Origin of the sequence: Corynebacterium sp. TAE3-ERU16 (genome assembly GCF_019209935.1) — a bacterium.
Classification (GTDB): Bacteria; Actinomycetota; Actinomycetes; order Mycobacteriales; family Mycobacteriaceae; genus Corynebacterium; species Corynebacterium antarcticum.
The window spans coordinates 55535-75844 of record NZ_JAHUTN010000006.1 but is presented as its reverse complement, the minus strand read 5'-3'; the positions used below and the strand labels follow the sequence as shown (position 1 = coordinate 75844).

Annotated in this window: 21 protein-coding genes, 6 tRNA genes and 1 other RNA gene; 10 read left to right on the top strand and 18 right to left on the bottom strand. The window is 66.5% G+C overall.

The window, feature by feature from the left end; genetic code table 11:
* Window positions 1–9 precede the first annotated feature (9 nt).
* The 3 genes from KRX55_RS07665 to ffs form a co-directional block, all read right to left on the bottom strand.
* Window positions 10–672 (bottom strand): suppressor of fused domain protein, encoded by a 663-nt coding sequence (locus KRX55_RS07665; protein ID WP_218407170.1) that lies wholly within the window; start codon window positions 670–672, stop codon window positions 10–12.
* A gap of 58 nt (window positions 673–730) precedes the next feature.
* Entirely contained in the window at window positions 731–2002 is a 1272-nt protein-coding gene (locus KRX55_RS07660) for an aminotransferase class I/II-fold pyridoxal phosphate-dependent enzyme (protein WP_218407169.1), read from the bottom strand.
* A 200-nt stretch (window positions 2003–2202) separates the two neighbouring features.
* Window positions 2203–2299, bottom strand: an RNA gene (ffs, locus tag KRX55_RS07655) — signal recognition particle sRNA small type.
* Window positions 2300–2414: 115 nt separating this feature from the next.
* On the opposite strand from ffs, the gene KRX55_RS07650 reads away from it, so the two are divergent.
* Window positions 2415–2499, top strand: a tRNA-Ser gene (locus KRX55_RS07650).
* A gap of 169 nt (window positions 2500–2668) precedes the next feature.
* Window positions 2669–3535, top strand: a complete 867-nt coding sequence (locus KRX55_RS07645; RefSeq protein WP_255567667.1) for a M48 family metallopeptidase — start codon at window positions 2669–2671, stop codon at window positions 3533–3535.
* A gap of 31 nt (window positions 3536–3566) precedes the next feature.
* Here KRX55_RS07645 and KRX55_RS07640 read toward each other — a convergent pair whose 3' ends face one another.
* Both KRX55_RS07640 and KRX55_RS07635 read right to left on the bottom strand, forming a co-directional pair.
* Window positions 3567–4031, bottom strand: a complete 465-nt coding sequence (locus tag KRX55_RS07640; protein WP_218407168.1) for a roadblock/LC7 domain-containing protein — start codon at window positions 4029–4031, stop codon at window positions 3567–3569.
* Window positions 4031–4633 (bottom strand): hypothetical protein, encoded by a 603-nt coding sequence (locus tag KRX55_RS07635; RefSeq protein WP_218407167.1) that lies wholly within the window; start codon window positions 4631–4633, stop codon window positions 4031–4033. The genes KRX55_RS07640 and KRX55_RS07635 overlap by 1 nt, the downstream gene beginning before the upstream one ends.
* Window positions 4634–4785: 152 nt before the next feature.
* Here KRX55_RS07635 and KRX55_RS07630 point away from each other — a divergent pair, with 152 nt between their 5' ends.
* Window positions 4786–5154: a hypothetical protein gene (locus KRX55_RS07630; RefSeq protein ID WP_218407166.1), complete on the top strand. Its 369-nt coding sequence runs from the start codon at window positions 4786–4788 to the stop codon at window positions 5152–5154.
* 114 nt (window positions 5155–5268) lie between these two features.
* Window positions 5269–5442: a hypothetical protein gene (locus tag KRX55_RS07625; protein WP_218407165.1), complete on the top strand. Its 174-nt coding sequence runs from the start codon at window positions 5269–5271 to the stop codon at window positions 5440–5442.
* Window positions 5443–5557: 115 nt separating this feature from the next.
* On the opposite strand, the gene gluQRS is transcribed toward KRX55_RS07625, so the two are convergent.
* On the bottom strand, window positions 5558–6493 hold the full coding sequence (gluQRS, locus tag KRX55_RS07620; RefSeq protein WP_218407164.1) for a tRNA glutamyl-Q(34) synthetase GluQRS: 936 nt from the start codon (window positions 6491–6493) through the stop codon (window positions 5558–5560).
* A gap of 75 nt (window positions 6494–6568) precedes the next feature.
* Between gluQRS and KRX55_RS07615 the strand changes: the two genes are divergently transcribed.
* Window positions 6569–7276 carry a queuosine precursor transporter gene (locus tag KRX55_RS07615; RefSeq protein WP_218407163.1) on the top strand — a complete coding sequence of 236 codons (708 nt, stop codon included), beginning with the start codon at window positions 6569–6571 and terminating at the stop codon, window positions 7274–7276.
* A 71-nt stretch (window positions 7277–7347) separates the two neighbouring features.
* Here KRX55_RS07615 and tgt read toward each other — a convergent pair whose 3' ends face one another.
* The 6 genes from tgt to KRX55_RS07585 form a co-directional block, all read right to left on the bottom strand.
* Window positions 7348–8592, bottom strand: coding sequence for a tRNA guanosine(34) transglycosylase Tgt (gene tgt / locus KRX55_RS07610; RefSeq protein WP_218407162.1), 1245 nt, complete (start codon window positions 8590–8592; stop codon window positions 7348–7350).
* A 36-nt stretch (window positions 8593–8628) separates the two neighbouring features.
* Complete coding sequence (locus tag KRX55_RS07605; RefSeq protein WP_218407161.1) at window positions 8629–11094, bottom strand: MMPL family transporter; 2466 nt, start codon at window positions 11092–11094, stop codon at window positions 8629–8631.
* Between the two features lie 187 nt (window positions 11095–11281).
* Window positions 11282–11372: transfer RNA gene (locus KRX55_RS07600), tRNA-Ser, on the bottom strand.
* Window positions 11373–11444: 72 nt separating this feature from the next.
* Complete coding sequence (locus KRX55_RS07595) at window positions 11445–11642, bottom strand: CsbD family protein (protein ID WP_200258017.1); 198 nt, start codon at window positions 11640–11642, stop codon at window positions 11445–11447.
* Between the two features lie 279 nt (window positions 11643–11921).
* The gene (locus tag KRX55_RS07590; protein ID WP_218407160.1) at window positions 11922–12401 is read right to left on the bottom strand and encodes a nucleoside deaminase; all 480 of its coding nucleotides are present in this window, start codon (window positions 12399–12401) and stop codon (window positions 11922–11924) included.
* Between the two features lie 11 nt (window positions 12402–12412).
* Window positions 12413–12949, bottom strand: coding sequence for a tRNA adenosine deaminase-associated protein (locus tag KRX55_RS07585; protein ID WP_218407159.1), 537 nt, complete (start codon window positions 12947–12949; stop codon window positions 12413–12415).
* A 37-nt stretch (window positions 12950–12986) separates the two neighbouring features.
* Between KRX55_RS07585 and KRX55_RS07580 the strand changes: the two genes are divergently transcribed.
* Complete coding sequence (locus KRX55_RS07580) at window positions 12987–14000, top strand: prephenate dehydrogenase (protein ID WP_218407158.1); 1014 nt, start codon at window positions 12987–12989, stop codon at window positions 13998–14000.
* A gap of 57 nt (window positions 14001–14057) precedes the next feature.
* Here the strand turns inward: KRX55_RS07580 and KRX55_RS07575 are convergent.
* The 3 genes from KRX55_RS07575 to KRX55_RS07565 all read right to left on the bottom strand — a co-directional run bounded on the left by KRX55_RS07575 (window position 14058) and on the right by KRX55_RS07565 (window position 14480).
* Window positions 14058–14133: transfer RNA gene (locus KRX55_RS07575), tRNA-Arg, on the bottom strand.
* A 160-nt stretch (window positions 14134–14293) separates the two neighbouring features.
* Window positions 14294–14366: transfer RNA gene (locus KRX55_RS07570), tRNA-Arg, on the bottom strand.
* A gap of 25 nt (window positions 14367–14391) precedes the next feature.
* A tRNA-Ser gene (locus KRX55_RS07565) sits at window positions 14392–14480 on the bottom strand.
* A 128-nt stretch (window positions 14481–14608) separates the two neighbouring features.
* Between KRX55_RS07565 and hisC the strand changes: the two genes are divergently transcribed.
* Window positions 14609–15631, top strand: coding sequence for a histidinol-phosphate transaminase (gene hisC, locus KRX55_RS07560; protein WP_218407157.1), 1023 nt, complete (start codon window positions 14609–14611; stop codon window positions 15629–15631).
* Between the two features lie 104 nt (window positions 15632–15735).
* Here hisC and KRX55_RS07555 read toward each other — a convergent pair whose 3' ends face one another.
* Complete coding sequence (locus tag KRX55_RS07555) at window positions 15736–15987, bottom strand: hypothetical protein (protein ID WP_218407156.1); 252 nt, start codon at window positions 15985–15987, stop codon at window positions 15736–15738.
* A gap of 58 nt (window positions 15988–16045) precedes the next feature.
* Window positions 16046–16132 (bottom strand) — tRNA-Ser (locus KRX55_RS07550).
* A 115-nt stretch (window positions 16133–16247) separates the two neighbouring features.
* On the opposite strand from KRX55_RS07550, the gene KRX55_RS07545 reads away from it, so the two are divergent.
* A complete protein-coding gene (locus KRX55_RS07545; protein ID WP_218407155.1) occupies window positions 16248–17207 on the top strand; it encodes an NAD(P)H-quinone oxidoreductase in 960 nt (319 codons plus the stop codon).
* A gap of 17 nt (window positions 17208–17224) precedes the next feature.
* Here KRX55_RS07545 and KRX55_RS07540 read toward each other — a convergent pair whose 3' ends face one another.
* Window positions 17225–18481, bottom strand: coding sequence for an aminotransferase class V-fold PLP-dependent enzyme (locus KRX55_RS07540; protein WP_218407154.1), 1257 nt, complete (start codon window positions 18479–18481; stop codon window positions 17225–17227).
* Between the two features lie 112 nt (window positions 18482–18593).
* Between KRX55_RS07540 and wzm the strand changes: the two genes are divergently transcribed.
* Window positions 18594–19463 (top strand): galactan export ABC transporter permease subunit Wzm/RfbD, encoded by an 870-nt coding sequence (gene wzm, locus KRX55_RS07535; RefSeq protein WP_370625791.1) that lies wholly within the window; start codon window positions 18594–18596, stop codon window positions 19461–19463.
* Between the two features lie 14 nt (window positions 19464–19477).
* Window positions 19478–20302, top strand: a complete 825-nt coding sequence (gene wzt, locus KRX55_RS07530) for a galactan export ABC transporter ATP-binding subunit Wzt/RfbE (protein WP_218407152.1) — start codon at window positions 19478–19480, stop codon at window positions 20300–20302.
* Window positions 20303–20310 lie beyond the last annotated feature (8 nt).

Sequence of the window (20310 nt, the reverse complement as noted above, 5' to 3'; positions counted from 1 at the left end):
TGGCTCAGTTCAGCGCCCCAGATCGAGCAGGTTGACGCCCTGTTCCACCATCGCCTGCTGCAGTGCGGGAATGCCGTAGGTCCGGGCGTGGGAGAATTCCTCGTCCGTGAGAAGGACGAGCTGCAGCAGGACGGTGAGCCGGGCGTTCGCGGGCTGTGTGGCCGAATCACCGTCGGTTCCCACCTCCCCGGCCTTCTCCATCATGCGGGGCACGCCCTTCGCCCACACGTAGGGGACGACGAGGAGTCCGTGACGCATGGTGACGCCCGGTTCCGCGACGAGCCCACCGAGCACCCCGACGCCGGGCAGCAGCTGCCCGGGGGCTGCGGGGATCCGCCCTGCGGAATCCCGCAGAAGCGTGGCGGCCGCGGCGACGACGCGGTCCAGGCAGTCGTAGCTGCCGGCCGCGACCGCGAACACCTCGCTACGGACGTCGACGGGCCGGGCGTCCAGATCCCCGGGCTCCGTCGGGACATCATCGGTCGCCGATTCGACGATGCTGTCCATGTCGGTGACCAGCCCGGTGTCCACCCGCCCGAAGTCGAGGGTGGTGGCGAGACGTTCGCCGGAGTCGAGGACCCCGGAGCCGATGTGGAAGTCGCCGATCCGGCACACCCCGAGGGACCCCGGAATGAGATCGTTGATCCAGTAGGTCGTCTCCCTGAGGTCCACCGTGCCCATTCCTTCCCGTCTCACCGTCACATGTCGGTGAGACGAGTATAGGGGGCGGTTAGCCGGCGAACTTCTCGGCCGCCGCCAGCAGCACGCAGGTTGCGACGCCGTCCATCGCCACCTCGAGTTCCTCGACCGGCGGCAGCGAGGGGGCGAGCCGGATGTTCCGGTTGTCGGGGTCCTTGTGCAGCGGGAACGAGGAACCGGCACCGGTCAGCGCGATTCCGGCCTCCTTCGCGAGCTGGACCACACGCGAGGCGGTTCCGTCGACGACGTCGAGGGAGATGAAGTAGCCACCCTCGGGCTTCGTCCAGGTGGCGACGCCGTGCTCACCGAGCCGGGACTCGAGGATGTCGAGGACGGTCGCGAACTTCGGTGCCAGTGAGGCCGCGTGCCTCCGCATGAGCGCGCGGACGCCGTCGGCGTCGCCGAAGTAGCGGGCGTGGGCGAGCTGGTTGACCTTGTTCGGCCCGATACCGCGGACACCCGCGTGCGAGCCGTACCAGTCGAGGTTCTCCTTCGATGATGCGAAGAAGGCCACGCCGGCACCCGCGAAGGTGATCTTGGAGGTCGACGTCATGAACCAGAAGCGGTTCGGGTTTCCGGCCTTCTCCGCGAGGTCGAGCACATTGTGGATGACGGGGAACTCGTCGGTGAGGGTGTGGATCGCGTAGGCGTTGTCCCACACGATGCGGAAGTCCTTCGCCGCGGTCTCCATCTCGGCGAGTTCACGGCAGACCTTCCCGGAGAAGGTGATGCCGGTCGGGTTACCGAACACCGGCACGGTCCACATGCCCTTGACCGACGGGTCCTTGACCAGTTCCCGGACGGCGTCCATGTCGGGGCCCTCGTCGGTCATGGGGACGGTGACCATCTCGAAGCCGAGGTGCTCGGTGATCGTGAAGTGGCGGTCGTAGCCGGGGACGGGGCAGATCCAGCGGACCTTGTCGAGGTCCTTCCACGGGGTGTCCGAGTCGTTGTTGCCCCAGACGTAGGACGCGAGGATCAGGTCGAACATGATGTTGAGGGACGAGGCGTCACCGGCCCAGATCTGATCCACCGGGATGCCGAGGAGATCGGAGTAGATCGAACGGATGTCGGTGATCCCGATCAGTCCACCGTAGTTGCGGACGTCGATGCCGTCGGCGGTGGTGTGCTCCCCCGCACCGGGCTGGCCGAGGAGCTCCTCGGAGAAGTCGAGCTGCTCCGCCGACGGCTTACCGCGGGTCAGATCCAGCTTCAGGTTCCGGGCCTTGAGTTCCTCGTACTTCGCCGAGATCTCCCCGGTGAAGTCGGCGAGAGCCTTCGCATCGAGATCCTGCAACGTCATGGGTGCCACCTTCCGCGGTGAATGGATGTGAAACGTTCCGGACACCGGCCCCGGGGTTTCTCCCCTCACGGGCGGTGTCTCCGGGGTCCACTGTAGCCGCCGGTGCCGAGGCGCACCACGGCTGGAGCACCGTCCGCGAAGGGGGCGGGAGACAAAAAGATGCACCGCCCGGCGTGGAGCGGTGCATCGCGACATCTGAGTTTGAGGGGACCCCGCGCACCCGTCAGAGCTCGCTGACCCTTGCTGCATTCCTGCCCTGGGGGAGTTCACGAGGTGTACGCCGCACGGGGTCCTGACCACAGGGTAGCCCACGATTGACCGGAGACCCAAGCCGGGTCCGGGTTTTGTCCGGAGCGGAGGTTTGGGTATAGTACACCGCAGACATGACGGCGAGAACCGTCGTGCTCTTTCTGGAGGATTCGACTAGCGGCCTATGTCGCACGCCTGGAACGCGTGTTGGGAGCAATCCCTCAGGGGTTCAAATCCCCTATCCTCCGCAGTAGAGACGCCCGTGCCGGGAATTTCCCCGGCACGGGCGTCTCCGCATTTTACGGCAGAGCCGTCCGTTCAGGCCCATTGTCCCCATCCGCGGCCTCCCGGACGCCTGCGACACAGGCCCCGGAAATCCGTCCCGGATTTCCGGGGCCACCACCGAAAGGGACCACGATGTCCGCACCACAGACCCGCACCACACCGAGCCCGACCACGGAAGAGCCGACGGTGAAGGAGCTCCGCCACCGTGCGGAATGGCCTCTGGTCATTCTCGGCCTCACCCTGACAGCCATCGTGACCGTCTCCGCGATCGTGATACTCGTCAGCGGGGATGCCCCCTCCGAATGGGCGATGGGGATTCTGCTGGGGCTGGTGACACCTGTCGTCGCGCTCGTGTTCATCCGCGTGACCTACTGGAAGACAGCGGCCAACAGCATCGAACTCACGGAGAAGCAGCTCCCCGAGCTCTACGCCGTCTACACCGGGCTCGGTGAGCGGATGGGCTTCAACCGCCCGGGCGGACCGGATCTGCCGAAGCTCTACCTGCACAACGGCAACGGCGTGATGAATGCCTACGCGACGAAGTGCCGGGTACACGCCGCCTACATAGTCGTGAACTCCGACATCGTCGACCTCGCCTATGTGCACGGTGATTTCGCGGCACTCCGGTTCATCATGGCCCACGAGCTGGGGCACGTGAAGTGCCGGCACATCTCCCTCTGGAGACTGATCTACACACCCGTCATGACACTGCTCTTCCTGGGCAAGTCGACGACCCGCGCACAGGAGTACACCGCCGACCGGGTCGCCGCGTACTACGCGCCAGAGGATGTGCTGACCATGGTCACCCTGTTCGCCGGCAAGAACCTCGGCCACCGCATCGACGTCGACGAGTACTTCCGCACCAACGCCGCCCACGGCGAGAGCCTCTGGCTGCGCTTCGCCAACTTCCGGGCCGACCACGCCGTCGGTTTCCGTCGCATGGACGCTCTGCGCCGGACGCTCACCGAGGGGTGGAACGTCCACGGGAAGATGCTCTGACGCCGCACACGACCGGCGCCGGTACGGGATATCAGTCCTCGGACAGCCAGGCGGCCAGCTCATCGGCGGCCTGGCGGGTCTGGTGGATCGCCATCCCGAGCTGGGTGTCCTCCGCCGACACACAGAGCAGCAGGTTCCCCACCGGCTCGTAGACGATGCTCACCACGATGAGGATCTCCCCGGGCATGGTCACCGCGACGACGGTCTCCCCGCCGACGGAATCCGGGTGGCCCATCAACTGCACCTGGGCCCCCGCGACACCGAACATCGACGAGTTGAGGGCCGACAGTCGCGCCGCGTCCTCCGGTCCCCCCATACCGAGTGAGCAGACGTGGATGCCGTCACCGGTACCGAGAACGATGGCGCGTACGCCACTGACCTCCTCGCGGATCGTCGAGAGGTACGGCAGCGCCGCTCGGGCGATCTCATTGGCACCGAGTTCCCGGCCGCGGATCCGGCGGTGCCGGGGCCCGGTGGTCCGATCGTGTCCAGCCATCAGTGCTCCTCCGTCAGTCGGATGGCGGCGGTGACGAGCCGAACCATGTCCTCCGGATTCCGTGGATCGGCTTCGACGACCGGCATGGAACCGTATCCCAGCCCGGCGAGCGAGGCGCGCGCCCGTTCGACGGCACCGGGTGCGGTGAAGTTCAGGGCGACCATCATCCGCTCCGCGACGGTCGGTCCGCCTGCTGCGGCGATCCAGTGCTCGAGGGCGTCATCGAGGTCCCCCCGGTCGCCGAACAACCAGACGACCACCCCCGCATCGGGGTTGTGCAGGGGTGCCCGACTGTGGCTGAAACGGTCCTGCCCGGCGGTGCCGAACAGCCCGACGAGGGTGCCGTCACCGCGCTCCCAGATCCCGTAGTCGATACCGACGGTGGTGGTCAGTTTGGAGGTACCCGCGAACGCTGCCGCACCATCGACCATGAGAACCTCCGTGGTGACGGGGGCGGCGCTCGACAGGGTGGTGACGGCGGTGGTCTTCCCGACGCCGGGGGGACCGATGAACACGACCTCCGAGTCCGACGGTGAACCGATGATCGCGTCGTCCGGTATCGCGTTTTCCGGGGTGCCGGATCTCTCGCGGGAATGGGTCACGGGGGCTCCTGAAATGGCGGACAGGGTACAGCTGCAGTTATGATTTTTCAAGCGTTCGGTGATCAGCATAGGTCATGGCAACGGCCACCACGAGAACTGATACCCGGACGCGCTACCATCAGAATAAACAATCCCCCTTTGGAAGGATCACCATGTCCCGTCAGGAAGACCTGAACAACCTCATCGCCAACATCTCCGATGATCTGGACGGCTTCATCGGTGCCTCCGTCGTCGACCTCGACACCGGCATGTCGCTCGCCAGCGCCTCCAAGATGGCGAACTTCGATCTCGACGTCGCGTCCGCCTACAACAGTGAGATGGTCAAGGCCAAGTACAAGACCATCAAGGCTCTCGGCCTCGACACCGGCCTCGAGGACATGCTCCTCACCCTCGACGACCAGCTGCACCTCATCCGGATGCTCGACGACCAGTCCTTCATCTACGTGGCCGTCGACCGGCACTCCTCCAACCTCGCGCTGCTGCGCACCTCCGTGAAGCGACGGGTCGCCGAGATAGCTTGAAGCACCCTGGGCATCCGGGCCGGACTCACGTCTGAGGTGGCCGACCCCCCGGGGGACGGAACCCGGAACCGGGTCTCCGGGGCTGCCGCGGACGCCGCGGCGGAGGATCCGGACATGGAGACAGCATCCGATTCTCCGGCACCGGAGAGCACCGGTTCCGACGCCACGGATCTTCCGGCTGTCCCGGAAGATACCCCTCCCCCGGAGCCGGCGTCCCCGCCGGAACCCGAACCGGAGCCGGACCGGGGACTCGCGAAGCGCGTCTGGCGCCGTTTTCTCGGACGCTGAGAAAGAGACACCGCATTCGGTGTCTCTTTTTTCGTCCGGGTACCACCGGCACAGCGCACGGTGGACGTCGACGGTGTTTCCCGGGGTCCACGTACGGGGCGGCCCCGGCAACGATTCAGCTCCCCCGCTGATCCGGTGCCACCCACACCACATCATCACCGGGGAGGGCAGCGGGATCGAAGCGCTCCAGTAGGCCGGGCATGTCGGAGACCCCGTCGACTCCCACCGACCGGGCTATCCGGCCGCGGATCGCATCGATCGACTCTTTGTCGAGCATCTGCCGCAGAGTCACCGCTCCATCCCGCTTCGCCAGCCGTCTCCCCTCCGACCCCAGCACCAGCGGCACGTGCACGTACCCCACCTCCGGATAACCGAGCAGATGCGCCAGATACGCCTGGCGGGGCGCCGACGACAACAGATCCCGCCCGCGCACGACCTGGTCGACGCCCTGCGCGGCGTCATCGACCGTGACCGCGAGGTTGTACGCCCAGTCCGGGCAACCGCCCCCGCGACGCAACACCAGATCATCGACCTCACCGGTGTACTCACCGGCGTAGTGGTCGTGCACCGTCCATTCCGTGACCTCCGCACGGAGCCGGAGCGCCGGGACACGGTTGTCCGCGGCGAGTTCCGCGCGGCGTCGTTCCCGCGTCACCTCATCCAGATCCCGGCACGTGCCGGGATAGCAGCCGGGGAGAACGTGCGGGGCACCGGACGCCTCCCGGATCTCCCGGCGCGAGCAGTAGCACTCGTAGACGAGTCCGCGGGCACGCAGTCCGTCGACCACGTCCGCGTAGGCGGGATACCGGTCCCGCTGGGACCACACCTCACCGTCGAAGTCGAGTCCCAGCGTGACCAGGTCCTCGATCTGCCGTTCCGCGGACTCTGTCGATGACCGCTGCGTGTCGATGTCCTCCACGCGCAACAGGAAACGACGGCCCGATCGCCGGGCGAACAGCCACGCGAGCACCGCCGTCCGCAGGTTGCCGAAGTGCAGGTCACCACTGGGTGAGGGCGCGTAGCGACCGGCGCCGGACGAGGAATCTGACATGGGACCATGCTAACGGCCGCGGTGATGCGGGCTGCGGTGGGTGACACCGGTAGCCCCTGTGGCACGATGTTCGCCATGACAACACACTCCGAGATCCCGTCTGGGCAGGGCGCTGCCGACACCTCCGCAGCGTCCGCGAACGCCCGTTTCATCCCCGTCCAGCGCTCCTACTACCCCGTGCTGCTGGCACTGTTCGTCTCCGTGTTCGTGATCTCGAACATCACCGCCACCAAGGGGGTGACGCTCGGACCGATCATCACCGACGGCGCCTTCTTCCTCTTCCCCCTCGCCTACATCATCGGCGACGTCCTGGCGGAGTGCTACGGCTTCCGCGCCACCCGCCGCGCCATCTGGACCGGGTTCGCCGCCATGCTCCTCGCCGTCGCCGCGTTCACCGTCGCCATCGCGCTACCCGCCGCAGACTTCTACGACGGCCAGGATTCGTTCGCCAGCGTCCTCGGCGTGGTTCCCCGCATCGTCATCGCCTCGCTCGTCGGCTATCTCGCCGGCCAGCTGCTCAACTCCTACGTCCTCGTCGCCATCAAGAGACGCACCGGCGAGAAAACCCTGTGGGCCCGCCTCATCGGCTCCACGATCGTCGGCGAATTCGGCGACACCCTGCTGTTCTGCCTCATCGCCGCACCCGTCATCGGCATCACCACCGTCGGCGACACCGTCAACTACACTCTCGTCGGATTCCTCTGGAAGACCGCGATCGAGGTCATCATGATGCCGCTGACGTACGCGGCCATCGCCTGGGTGAAGAAACGCGAGAACTACTGATCAACGCCCGCCCACAGGGCTGTCACCGACGACGGCCCCGGTAGGGCCCGACACCGCCCGACCGGAACCACCTACCGTTTCGACGCGTAGTAGCGGCCCATGAACTCGTCCCGGTACACCTCGTAGTCCCCCGACTCGATGGCGTCCCGGATCCCGTCGACGAGACGGATCATGAAGTGGAGGTTGTGCATCGTGCACAGCGTGCCCGCCAGGAACTCCTTCGCCTTGAGCAGGTGGTGGATGTAGGCGCGGGAGTAGTTCTCGCTGACGTAGCCGCCGAGCTCCTCGTCGATGCCCGCGAAATCGCGCTTGAAGCGCGCCCCGGTCAGCGTCATGCGCCCGTCGAGGGTGTAGACGCCGCCGCGGCGGCCGAGGCGCGTGGGCGCGACGCAGTCGAAGGTGTCGGCGCCGGCCTCGATGGCGGTGAACAGGTCATCCGGCTCGGAGATACCCAGCAGGTGCCGGGGCGCGTCGACGGGCAGTTCATCGCACACCCAGCCGACGATGGTGCCGAGACGTTCCTTCTCCAGGGCGCCGCCGATGCCGTAGCCACCGAAACCGCGTTTCCCCTCCGCACGGAACTCCTCCGAGAGCGCCACCAGACCCCGGGTGGCCTGCCTGCGCAGGTCCTCGTACTGTGCCCCCTGCACGACCCCCCACAGGGACTGCAGCGGCTTGCCGACGCGCTGTTCCGTCAGCCGGTTGTGTTCCTCGAGGCAACGGCGGGCCCAGCGGTGGGTCCGCTCGACGGAGGCGTCCTGGTACTCGCGGGTGTCCATGAGGGTGGTCAGCTCGTCGAAGGCGAACATGATGTCGGCCCCGAGCTGGTGCTGGATCTGCATGGACACCTCCGGGGTGAAGCGGTGCTTCGACCCGTCGATGACGCTGCGGAAGTCCACACCGTCCTCGTCGACGTGCGCGAAGCGGTCCTTGCTTCGGGCCTTCACGTCGGCGGCGGTCAGGTTCGTGGTGTCCATTGCCAGGACCTTCTTGAAGCCGACACCGAGGCTCATGACCTGGAATCCCCCGGAGTCGGTGTAGGTGGGTCCGTGCCAGTTCTCGAAGGCGGCGACCCCTCCGGCGGTGTCGACGATGTCGGGGCCCGGCTGGAGGTAGAGGTGGTAGGCGTTGGAGAGGATCGCCTGCGCACCGGTCTGCCGGATCTGCTCCGGGGTGAGGGTCTTCACCGTGGCCTTGGTCGCCACCGGGATGAACGCCGGGGTGGCGATGTCGCCGTGCGGGGTGTGGATCACCCCGGTGCGCCCGTGGGGGCTGGACTCCAGGCGGGTGCCGAGGGTGAAGGTGGTGTCAGTCATGACTGTCACTGTAGTGCCGGTGCGGCCGGGTGTCGGTCAGCGGCGTGTGCCTGCACCCGCCGGGGCGGGTTCATCCGTGGCGGGTGCGCTTTCCTCGAACTGTTCCTCCAGCACGGCACCCTCGATGTCCAGGGTCGGCAGGACGCGATCCAGCCACTTCGGCATCCACCAGGTCGCGCGGCCCAGCAGGAACATCGCCGCGGGCACGAGGCCCATGCGGATGAAGAAGGCGTCGAAGAGGACACCCGCGCCGAGGGCGAAGCCGAAGATCTTGATGAATGGCAGCGGCTGGTCGATGAACGCGGCGAACACGGCGATCATGATGAGCGCCGCCGAGGTGACCACGCGGGCCCCCATGCTGAACCCCTCGATGACGGATTCCTCGACGGCGTTGTAGCGCGATCCCCCGGAACGCTTCCCGCCGGTGGCTATCCAGTGCTCACGCATGCGGGTCACCAGGAACATCTGGTAGTCCATCGCGAGACCGAAGGTGACGCCGATGAGGAAGATCGGCATGAACGAGATGATCGGGGCCGGCGTGTCGACGATGCCCCACAGCCCCTCCTGCCAGAACAGGACGGTGACACCGAAGGCGGCTCCGACCGACAGCAGGAACCCGAGACCCGCGATGACGGGCACCATGATGGAGCGGAACACCACGAGCAGGAGCACGATGGCGAGTCCGACGACGACGGCGAGGTAGATGGGCATCGCCTCGGCGAGCTTCTTCGTCACGTCCCGCTGGATCGGGGTGAGGCCGGTGACGCCGATGTCGATGCCGGTGGCCTCCTCGATCTCGCGGTCGCTCGCACGCAGCGAGCCGAGCAGCTGGGAGGTCACGGTATCGGCGGGGCCGCTGCGCGGGGTGATCAGGAGCTGGGCGGCCCGCGTGTCCTCGGAGAGCCCGATGATCTGGACGTGCTTGATGTCCGGATTCGTGTTGTAGCGCTGCGCGACGTAGGCGTACGAGGCCATCGCCGCCGCGGTCCCGGGATTGAATTCCTCGGGATCTGTCTCACGCTGGGCATCGACGAGGGGGCGGAGGATCTGGGCATCGGGGTCGACGTCATGGGCGTCGATGATCATGAGGAACGGGGAGTTGATTCCCGCACCGAAGCCCTCGGCCAGCAGATCCGCGGATTTCCGTTGCGTGGAGCTCTTGCTGAATGTGCTGTCCGACGGCAGCGCCATCTGCAGGTTGAGGACCGGATAGGACAGCGCGGACAGCCCGAGGACGACGACGGTCAGCACGAGTGCGGGTGCCCGGTGCACGAACGTCACCCAGGTACGGCCCATGGAACGTTTCCGTGGTCCTTCCCCGTCCGCGGATTCGTCCCGTCCCCGACGGTGGCGTGACCCGAGGCCCGGAACCCGGCCCGCGAACGCGAACCGCCCGAACAACCCGAGCAGCGCAGGCAGGAGGGTGAGCGCGACGGCGACCGCGACCGCGACGGTGAATGCGGCGGAGACGCCCATCCAGGAGAGGAAGGGGATGCGGACCATCGTCAGGGCGACCAGGGCGATGATGACGGTGAGGCCGGCGAACACGACTGCGGAACCCGCGGTGCCGACGGCCATGCCCGCGGCGTGTTCCGCGGAGTCTCGCCCGCGCCCGTGCCCCCGTTCGGCGCGGTAGCGGGACAGGATGAACAGGGTGTAGTCCACACCGACGGCGAGACCGAGCATCACAGCCAGAACCGGTGTGACGTTATTCAGGGGCGCGAAGTGGGTGGCGATGAGGATCGCGGAGGAGCCCACGGATATGCCGGTGACGGCGGTGATCAGCGGCAGACCTGCGGCGACGAAGGAACCGAACGTGAACAGCAGCACGAGGAACGCGACGCCCAGGCCGATCATCTCGCTCGTCGATTTGATCACCAGGGGGTCGCCGAAGGCGGGGCCTCCGGTCTCCACCCGGAGTCCGGCCTCGCGGCCGATGTCCATGGCGTGGCGGATGGCGGTACGCTGTTCGTCCGTGACATCGGCGGGAAGGGGCACATCGAGGCTGAAACTGGTGTAGCCGATCCGTCCGTCATCACTGACGAGGGAGAGGTTCTTCGCGTCCGCCTCAGCGGTCTCCTCCGGGAGTCCCGCGGAGACGGACTGCTCGATGACCGCCTTCTGCAGCTGCGGGTTGAGCCTGACAGGGTTGCCGAAACGGTCGCGGTCGATCACACCGGGTACGTGCTCGTCGATGTCGGCGATGACCCGGTCCATGGCCTCCGTGTAGCGGGGCTCGTCGAGCCGTTGCCCCTCCGGGGCGGCGAAGACCATGGTCACGCCCGTGGAGGTCAGCGGGTTGCGCTGGTCCGGGAAGTTCCGGACCAGGGAGTCAGCGGCCGCCTCAGAGGCGGTACCGGGGATGTTGAAGATGTCGTTGAACCCCCGCTGGAGGGCCCCCGCACTGCCGCCGACACCCGCGATGATGATCACCCACGCGACGAGGACGACCCATTTCCGCCGGAAGGACCAGCGTCCGAGTTTATACAGCAGCTTGGCCACAGGTGTTTCTCCTCTGTCACGGCGGGATTCGTCGGCATATCTCAGGATACGGAACCCGCGTGGTCCGTCGCACCACCGCGGCGCGGTACCCGTGCCACTGTAATGGACACCGCGCACCGGCGCGTGGAGCGCCCGAATACACCCGAAACAGAAAAGAGACCCCCGGAACTCCGGGGGTCTCTTCGACTGGCGGTGGCGGGGGGATTTGAACCCCCGGTTGGGGATTACCCAACACTCGCTTTCGAGGCGAGCACCTTCGGCCGCTCGGACACGCCACCGCCGACCAGCCTAACCGCACGGGGCGTCGGGCAACAAATTCCCATGCCAGCCGCGAGGTCGCGGTCTACTTCCTACTTCTTGTCGAAGATGTCCTTGACCTTGTCGGCGGCGTCACGGACGGCCTCCTCGGCCTTCTCGACGCCTTCCTTGATGTCGGACTTGACCTGGTCGGCGCGGCCCTCGTTGGCCAGCTTCTCGTTGTCGGTGGCCTCGCCGACGCCTTCCTTGATCTTGCCGCCGAGGTCATTGGCCTTGCTCTCGAAACCCATGATGAAATCTCCTTTGTCAGTCGGTCGATCGGAAGCCCCATACTAGGTGCGTTCCGCAGATCCGGCACGTTCGGGCGGCAACTTTATCCGGAATGTTATCTGGCACAGCCGTCAAAAAGTATCACTTGAACGGTAGTTCAGGTGCCCCACAGGATCCCCATAGAAATGTGCGCTGAAGTGGGACAACAGTTTTTCCCGACAGGGTTCCGGAAGAGGACTCCGAGAGTCACGGGGAAAACGTCATATGACCAATCACCACGGTTGAGAAAACCCCGGATGTCACCGGAGCCGACCGAAGAAACCGGTCATGAGTTCGGCGCACAGCCCACCCAGGATCCCCCCGCGGACTTCGGGCCAACGCATCGTCCCGGGCGGTCGGAGAACGTCGTGGACACTGCCGCACGCCCCGGTCCTGGGCTCGTGGGCCCCGAAGATGATCTCGTCGACGCGGGCATCCAGGAGCGCTCCGGCACACATCGTGCACGGTTCCAGAGTCACGACGAGGGTGCATCCGGACAGCCTCCACCCGTCGCCGTGGAGTGCCGCGGCACGCCGGATCGCGAGGATCTCCGCGTGCGCGGTGGGGTCACCGTCAGCCTCCCGGCGGTTGGTCGCCACGGCGAGTTCCCGGCCCGAGGAATCGATGACGACCGCCCCGACCGGCACGTCTCCGGGCGGGGTCGTCCGGGCAACCTCGATCGCCCGGTGCATGAGTGTCTCCGCGCGGATCAGCCCTTCCGGGGCGGGTAGGACCGGCATCCGGGCGACCGTCAGTCGATGTCGAGGTCGACGGCGTCCGCGAGCTCGGACTCGAAGCCGAGTTCCGCCGCGATCCGCAGCAGTTGCTCGGAGGCCCACAACTCCGAGTCATCGCAGATGACGGTCATCACCTGTTCACTGACACCCAGATCGGCGAGGATGTCGATGTCCCCCTCCGCCCAGGGATCGACCTTGTCCAGCTCATCGGAGTCCAGTTCCGGAATGTCCGCACCGATCTCCTCCAGCGCACCGGCCGCGAGATCGTCACCGACCGCCATCGTCGCGTCCGACAGCAGCAGCCGGACCCCGCCCGGCGCGGGCCGGAGGATGAGGAAGTACTCGTCATCGACGCAGAGCATCGCGAACGAGGCGCTCTCGCTGCGCAGGCGCCCGACCGCGGCGACGGCATCGTCGATAGAATCGAAGCAGTCGTCGATCTCGCGGACGTCCCACTCCCCGCCAGCCCGGGAAACGGTCACGGCGAAGCAGAGATCATCGTCATGGTCATCGGTGTCGCCGTCGAAGCCGTCAAAGCCATTGGAATCCATACCGGTAACCGTAGTCGCGATATGGGAGGATTGTCAGATGACCACCACCGTAATTTCCCGGCCCGTCTGTGTCCTCGGACTCGGCCTGATCGGCGGCTCCCTGCTGCGCGATCTCGCCGCCTCCGGCCACCCCGTGTTCGGATACAACCGCTCCCCTTCCGCAGCCCACGCCGCAGCCGATGCCGGCTACGACGTGACCGACTCCCTCACCGACGTTCTGAAGAAGGCACAGGAGTGCGGTGCCCTGATCGTGATGGCGACCCCGATGCCCGCGATTCCCACGCTCCTCGAGGCCATCGACAACCACGCCCCCGACTGCGGATTCACCGATGTGGTGAGCGTGAAGGCGAAGGTACTGGAGCTCGTGCGCGAGCGCGGGATGGCCGACCGCTACGTGGGCGGACACCCGATGGCGGGTACGGCGGACAGCGGCTGGACCGCCAGCCAACGGGACCTGTTCAAGGGTGCGGCCTGGGTGGTCACCTTCGACCGCGCCCTCGACGACACTCCCCCGCCGGAGCAGTGGGTGTCCCTCTGGATCGACGTCGTGCACATGGCGACCCGGGTCGGTGCCGAGGTCATCCCGGCACAGGTCGATAACCACGATGCCGCGGTCGCCCGCATCTCCCATCTGCCGCACCTGCTCGCCGAGTCTCTCGCGATCGTCGGCGACAACGGAGGGGCGCTCGCCCTGTCGCTCGCCGCTGGCAGCTTCCGCGACGGCACCCGCGTCGCGGGTAGTGCTCCTTCACTGGTCCGCGCCATGTGCGAAACGAACAACGAGGCACTCCTCGACGCCCTGGATGAGACGCTCGCCCTGCTCAACGATGCCCGCGCGAACCTCACGGACAGGCGCCCCAGCATCGAGGAGCTCGTCGATTCCGGATACCGGTCCCGGATCCGGTATGAGGCACGCTCCGGGATGCACACCGACAACGGCGGCCTCCTCGCCTCTCCACGCCCCGTGATCCGGTTCCAGCCCGGTACGCCCGGCTGGATCAACCAGCTTGCCCACGCGGAGATGCTCGGCGCCCGCATCGAGGTGTACTGATCCGGACACACGCAGAGGCCCGGTACCACTTGGTCACGGTACCGGGCCTCCCACATCTGGTGCGCCCGGAGGGATTCGAACCCCCAACCTTCTGATCCGTAGTCAGATGCTCTATCCGTTGAGCTACGGGCGCATGCCGCCTTGGGGCGTATCAGCCCCGGCAACGAGGTACTACATTACACCCGGCGCGGAAGACTCAACAAATATGCAGGTGAAAGCCCATATCCGACAAAACGAGACGGTCCCACCCGCCATCGGGGTGGGACCGTCTCGTTTTCTGTCTCAACACAGAGTGCGCCCGGAGGGATTCGAACCCCCAACCTTCTGATCCGTAGTCAGATGCTCTATCCGTTGAGCTACGGGCGCTTATTCAGTTGACCCTTGCGGGCGGCGGAGGCGAGAGGATTTGAACCTCCGGTCCTCTGTTAGGAAGACAACTCATTAGCAGTGAGTCCCATTCGGCCGCTCTGGCACGCCTCCATCGACCTCACGAACATCGCACGGATGCAGATGACGTGAAACCAGCGCTGATGTTACCCTGAGCCTCGCTGTCACGGCAAAACCACAGGCCACACACTCCAGATCTACCCGGTTGTAGTGTTGAACGTATGATCCGTAACGATGTCTCCGCCATTCCCGCCTATGTTCCGGGGCGTGCAGCACCGGACGCCCTGAAGCTGTCCAGCAACGAGGCCGCCCACCCGCCACTGCCGAGTGCCGTCGAGGCGATGACCGAGGCCGCCCGCACCGCGAACCGGTACCCGGACATGGGGGTCGTCACACTGAAAGCGGAGCTCGCGGACACCCTGGGGCTCACCCCGGAACGGATCGCCGTGGGCTGCGGATCCTCGGCGCTCTGCCAGCAGATCGTCCAGGCCACCTGCCAAGCCGGGGATGAGGTCATCTTCGCCTGGCCCAGCTTCGAGGCATACCCCCTCTTCTGTCTCGTCGTGGGTGCCAGGCCCGTGATGATCCCCCTCGACGACAACCACAGGCACGACCTCGACGCGATGGTGGCCGCCGTGTCCGACCGGACCCGTCTCATCTTCGTCTGCAACCCGAACAACCCGACCGGCACCAACCTCACCGAAGACGAGTTCACCGAATTCATGGACCGGGTCCCCGATGACATCGTCGTTGTTCTCGATGAGGCGTACATCGAGTACGTCCGCGACGAGAACAACCCGGTCTCCACGGAACTCCTCGACCGGTATCCGAACCTCATCGGCATGCGCACCTTCTCGAAGGCCTACGGCCTCGCCGGCGTGCGCATCGGCTACGCCTTCGGCGGGCCGCAGATCATCGATGCCGTGAATCGCATGGCGCTCCCGTTCAGCGTGAATGCCGTCGGCCAGGCCGGGGCACTCGCGTCCCTGGCCGCAGCGGATGAACTGCTCCGCAGGACAGACGAAGCCGTCGAGCAGCGCGAGGCGTTGGTCGCCCGGATCCCGGAGGCCGTCGACTCGCAGACGAACTTCGTCTGGATCCCCACCACCCGCGCCCGGGAGGTGGCTGAGGCCCTCGCCGAACGCGGAGTCCTCATCCGGGCCTTCGACGAAGGCATCCGCGTCACCGTGACCACCGGTGAAGAACTCGATCAGTTCCTCACCGCATGGGACGACGTCCAGTAGCAGATCACGGTGGTGGAGAGGGGAAGGGCCACCACGATCATGTGGTGCACCCTACCCCTTATCTCGTGTGACCGGTCCCGGCGTCAGACGAATGCCGGTACCGGTCACGCGATCCGGACGCTAGGCCCGTCGCCTACGCCACCGGAGAGACCGACCCCGAGGATGAGGGGCATCAGGCCCGCGAGAACGTCGAACAGAACGTTTGCTGCGGTGTTCGCCAGCAGCTGCACGTTCTCTGACGTAGCTTGCCTGTCTGCGGCTGCCGGACGTCCATCTGAACCTGCGCCTGCTCCTGCCGGGGCTGCGACCGGGTAACGGAGGTCGGGGTCGGAGCCACCGCCGGCGTCGCCCGACACCCCGCGCAGCCCTCCCCGACATGCAGAAGACCCCCCGCGGTGCAGGGGGTCTTCCCGGCGGAAGTAGAGGGATTTGAACCCCCGGTCCGTTTCAAGGGACGCTCGCTTTCAAGGCGAGTGCATTCGGCCGCTCTGCCATACTTCCTTGACCGCGACCGATTCTAGCGGATCACCGCGACGTGGCACCAGCGCGCCCCGGACCACGGTGGTACACCCCGGATCGCCGGACGCGACCGCCGGTTTCCCCTACCCTGGACAGTATGAAGGCAATCACACTGGCAAACCCGGACGACAAGACCTCACTCACCTGGAGCGAGGCACCTACACCCGAACTCAGAACCGGAGAGGTCCTGGTCGAGGTGAAGGCCGTGGGTGTCAACCGCGCGGATCTGCTGCAGGCCGCCGGCCACTACCCTCCGCCGCCCGGAGTGTCCGAGACCATAGGCCTCGAGTGCGCGGGAGTGATCGCGGATCCGGGTGACACCGGCCGGGAGAAGGGCGAACGGGTCGCGTGCCTGCTGGCCGGTGGCGCATACGCGGAGTACGTTGCGGTCCCCGCCGGGCAGCTGCTGCCGATCCCGGAGAGCTTCTCCTTCGCGGAGGCCGCATCTGTCGTGGAGGTGGCGTGCACCCTCTGGTCGAACCTGGTCATGGTCGCGGGACTGCACGCGGGGCAGACGGTTCTCCTGCACGGCGGCGCCGGTGGAATCGGCACCTTCGGCATCCAGCTGGCCAAGCAACTGGGATGCACGGTCGCGGTGACCGCCGGATCCGCGGAGAAGCTCGATACCTGCCGCGAACTGGGCGCGGACATCCTGGTGAACTACCGGGAGGAGGACTTCGCGGAGGTGCTGAAGAACCGCGCCGACGTGATCCTCGACATCATGGGGGCGAAGTACCTCGACCCGAACCTCCGCGCGTTGGCGGTGGACGGGCATCTCGTGATCATCGGCATGCAGGGCGGGGTGAAGGGCGAGCTGAACATCGGGCGCCTGCTGTCGAAGCGTGGATCGATCTCGGCGACCGGTCTGCGCGGCCGGGATCCGGAGGACAAGGCGGGGATCGTGGCGGAGGTCGTCGAACACGTGTGGCCGATGCTCGAGGACGGTCGGATCAGGGTCAGCATCCACCGCACCCTCCCGATCGACCGGGCCGCGGAGGCGCACCACCTCCTCGACTCAGGTGAGGTGACCGGCAAGCTCGTGCTCACCGTCGACTGACGGGAGCACGCGTCACGTCAGCCGAAGGAGGCGACAGCGCGGGTCAACTGGTCGATGTCGGCGGTCGTGTTGAACGGGCCGAGGGACACCGTCACGGAGCCGCCGGCTTCCCCGGCCCCCATCTGCTCCAGGAGCGGATCAGGTGGGCTGACCGTGGTGATGAGCCGGTTGTCCAGCAGTCGCCGGTGGACGACCTGCGCGTCGACCCCGGGGACGACGAGACTGACTCTCGGTATCCGGTCCTGGCGGTAGACGTCGCCAGCGGTCTCGCCCGTGATTCCGAGCAGGTGGAGACCCCCGAGCCACTGGAGAGAGTCGATCAGGTGGAGCGAGAGGAAGTGCATGTAGTCCTCCAGCTCCCCGGCAGATTCGACGAGCCGGTTCCGGCGGCTGCCACGGGCTTCCTCCTTCAACCCCGCCAGGTGATCCACCGCGGGGGCGACACCCCCGATGAGCCCGGTCGGCAGAGGGCCGAGCTCGAGCTTGGTCGCCAGGTGGCCGGGCGCGCCCTCCCAGGCGCCGTCGAGCCGCGGGAACATCGTCGTGTCACGGAACACGAGTGCGGAGACCTGCGGACCGCCGAAGGCCGCGCAGTCCACGAGGACGATGTCCGCGCCCCAGTCGTCCATGTCGATACCCCGGTACAGGGCGATGGCGGAGGCGTCGACGAGGACCCACGCGCGTGACCGGTTGTGCACGATCTCCGCGATCTCCCGGACGGGCGCCACGGTGCCGAGGAGCCGGTGTGCCGCATTGACCACGACGAACCGGGTGGAGCCGTCGACGAGCTCGCGGTACTGCCAGGCGGGCCATTCCCCGGTTCCGAGATCAGGTTCGGCCCACCGGACGGCTACTCCGTCGAGCGCGTCTAGTGCGGTGAACGGACTGTTCAGGGAGGGATCGGCGCACCGCCCCAGAATGACCGAGCCACCTCGGCGCAGCCGTGGGTGGAGGGAATCCGCCAGGGTCCGCAGCAGCGTCTCCCTGTTGGGGCCGAGGACCACCCGGTCCGCGGATGCACCGACGAGATCGGCGATGGCGCGTCGTGCCGATTCGGTGTGCATGTCACCGCGCCGCCCGCCCCCGGGGGCGGTGAGGCCGTGGGTACCGGTGGCGACCTGATTCGAGGTGGCCGATGCGGAGGTCCGAAACGCCGTCGCGACGCCCGAGGCGACCCGCTCCGGGATCTGTGGAAGCTCATGTGCGTTGAGATACGTCCAACCGTCACTCAACGACACGTAGAGTCCGCGCACGCGAGCCACGTCAAGGGCCATGTCGCCTCCTCATTCCGTCCGGTGATCACTCGCCAGTATGCCCGCCTGCCGCGCGCAGCGCACATGGGCCGCTAGGGTGTTCATTGTGTCAGATAGCCATTCAACCAAAGACCTGTCCGGGGACATAGCGCGGCTGGTCCGGGCCGAGGACCCCGGCGAGTGCCGCTCCCGGTCGACCACGTTCGCCGCAGCGTGGTCCGATCTCGTCCGCGGGTTTCTCCAGCATGAGCTGTGGCTTCAGCTTGGCTGGCAGGACATCAAGCAGCGGTACCGCCGCTCCGTCCTCGGCCCGTTGTGGATCACCATCGCCACCGGCGTCATGGCCGTGGCCCTCGGTCTGCTCTACTCCGTGCTCTTCCGGATCCCGGTCGCGGAGTTCCTGCCGCACGTCACCGTCGGTCTCATCATGTGGAACTTCATCTCGGGTGCGATCAAGGACGGATCCGACATCTTCATCGAGAACGAGGGGCTGATCAAACAGCTGCCGAGCGCCCTATCGGTCCACGTCTACCGGCTGGTGTGGCGGCAGCTGCTGTTCCTCGCACACAACATGGTGATCTGGCTCGTCCTGATGATGGTCTTCCCCCGACCACTCGGAATGGAGGGCTTCCTCGCGATTCCCGCGCTGTTCCTGCTGGTACTCAACGGGGTCTGGGTGTCGATGTTCTTCGGCATCATCGCCACCCGCTACCGCGACGTCTCCCCGCTGCTCGAGGCACTGGTGCAGCTGCTGTTCTACATCACGCCCATCGTGTGGACCACCACCACCCTGAAGGATCAGGGTGGGGAGATCTCGGAGCGGGCGAAACTCGCCCAGCTCAACCCGCTGTACCACTACATGGAGGTGCTCCGCGCACCGCTGATCGGCGCGGATCTGCCCGTCTACCACTGGTGGGTCGTCATCGGCTGTACCGTCGCCGGCCTGTGCCTGGCACTGCTGGCGATGAAGCAGTGGCGATTCCGCGTCAGCTACTGGGTGTAAGGAGAACTCACCACATGGTTTCCATCGACACCTACAACGCCTGCGTCGATTTCCCGATCTTCGACGCCAAGTCGCGTTCCATGAAGAAGGCCTTCCTGGGGGCCGCCGGCGGTGCCATCGGCCGGAACTCCGACAACGTCGTCGTGGTCGAGGCACTGAAGGACATCAACCTGCACCTCCGTGAGGGCGATCGGGTCGGTCTCGTCGGACACAACGGTGCCGGCAAGTCGACACTGCTGCGACTGCTGTCCGGGATCTACGAGCCGACCCGGGGCAGCGCCCACATCCGCGGTCGCGTGGCCCCGGTCTTCGACCTGGGCGTCGGCATGGACCCGGAGATCTCCGGGTACGAGAACATCATCATCCGCGGCCTGTTCCTCGGTCAGACCCGGAAGCAGATGAAGGACAAGATGGAGGAGATCGCGGACTTCTCCGAGCTAGGCGAGTACCTGGCGATGCCGTTGCGCACCTACTCGACCGGCATGCGGATCCGTCTCGCACTCGGGGTCGTCACGTCGATCGAACCGGAGATCCTGCTGCTCGACGAGGGGATCGGCGCGGTTGATGCGGCGTTCATGGCGAAGGCCCGGGCCCGACTCGAGGAGCTGGTCGCCCGGTCCGGCATCCTCGTGTTCGCCTCGCACTCCAACGACTTCCTCGCCCAACTCTGTGACACGGCACTGTGGGTCGACCACGGTCAGATCCGACAGGCCGGACACGTCGACGACGTGGTCGAGGCCTACGAGGGCAAGGGGGCCGCGGACCACGTGCGCAACCTGATCCGGCGCATGCAGGATGAGAACACGGGCATCCACGGTCGGGGTCCCGTCCCCGAATGACGGTCCCG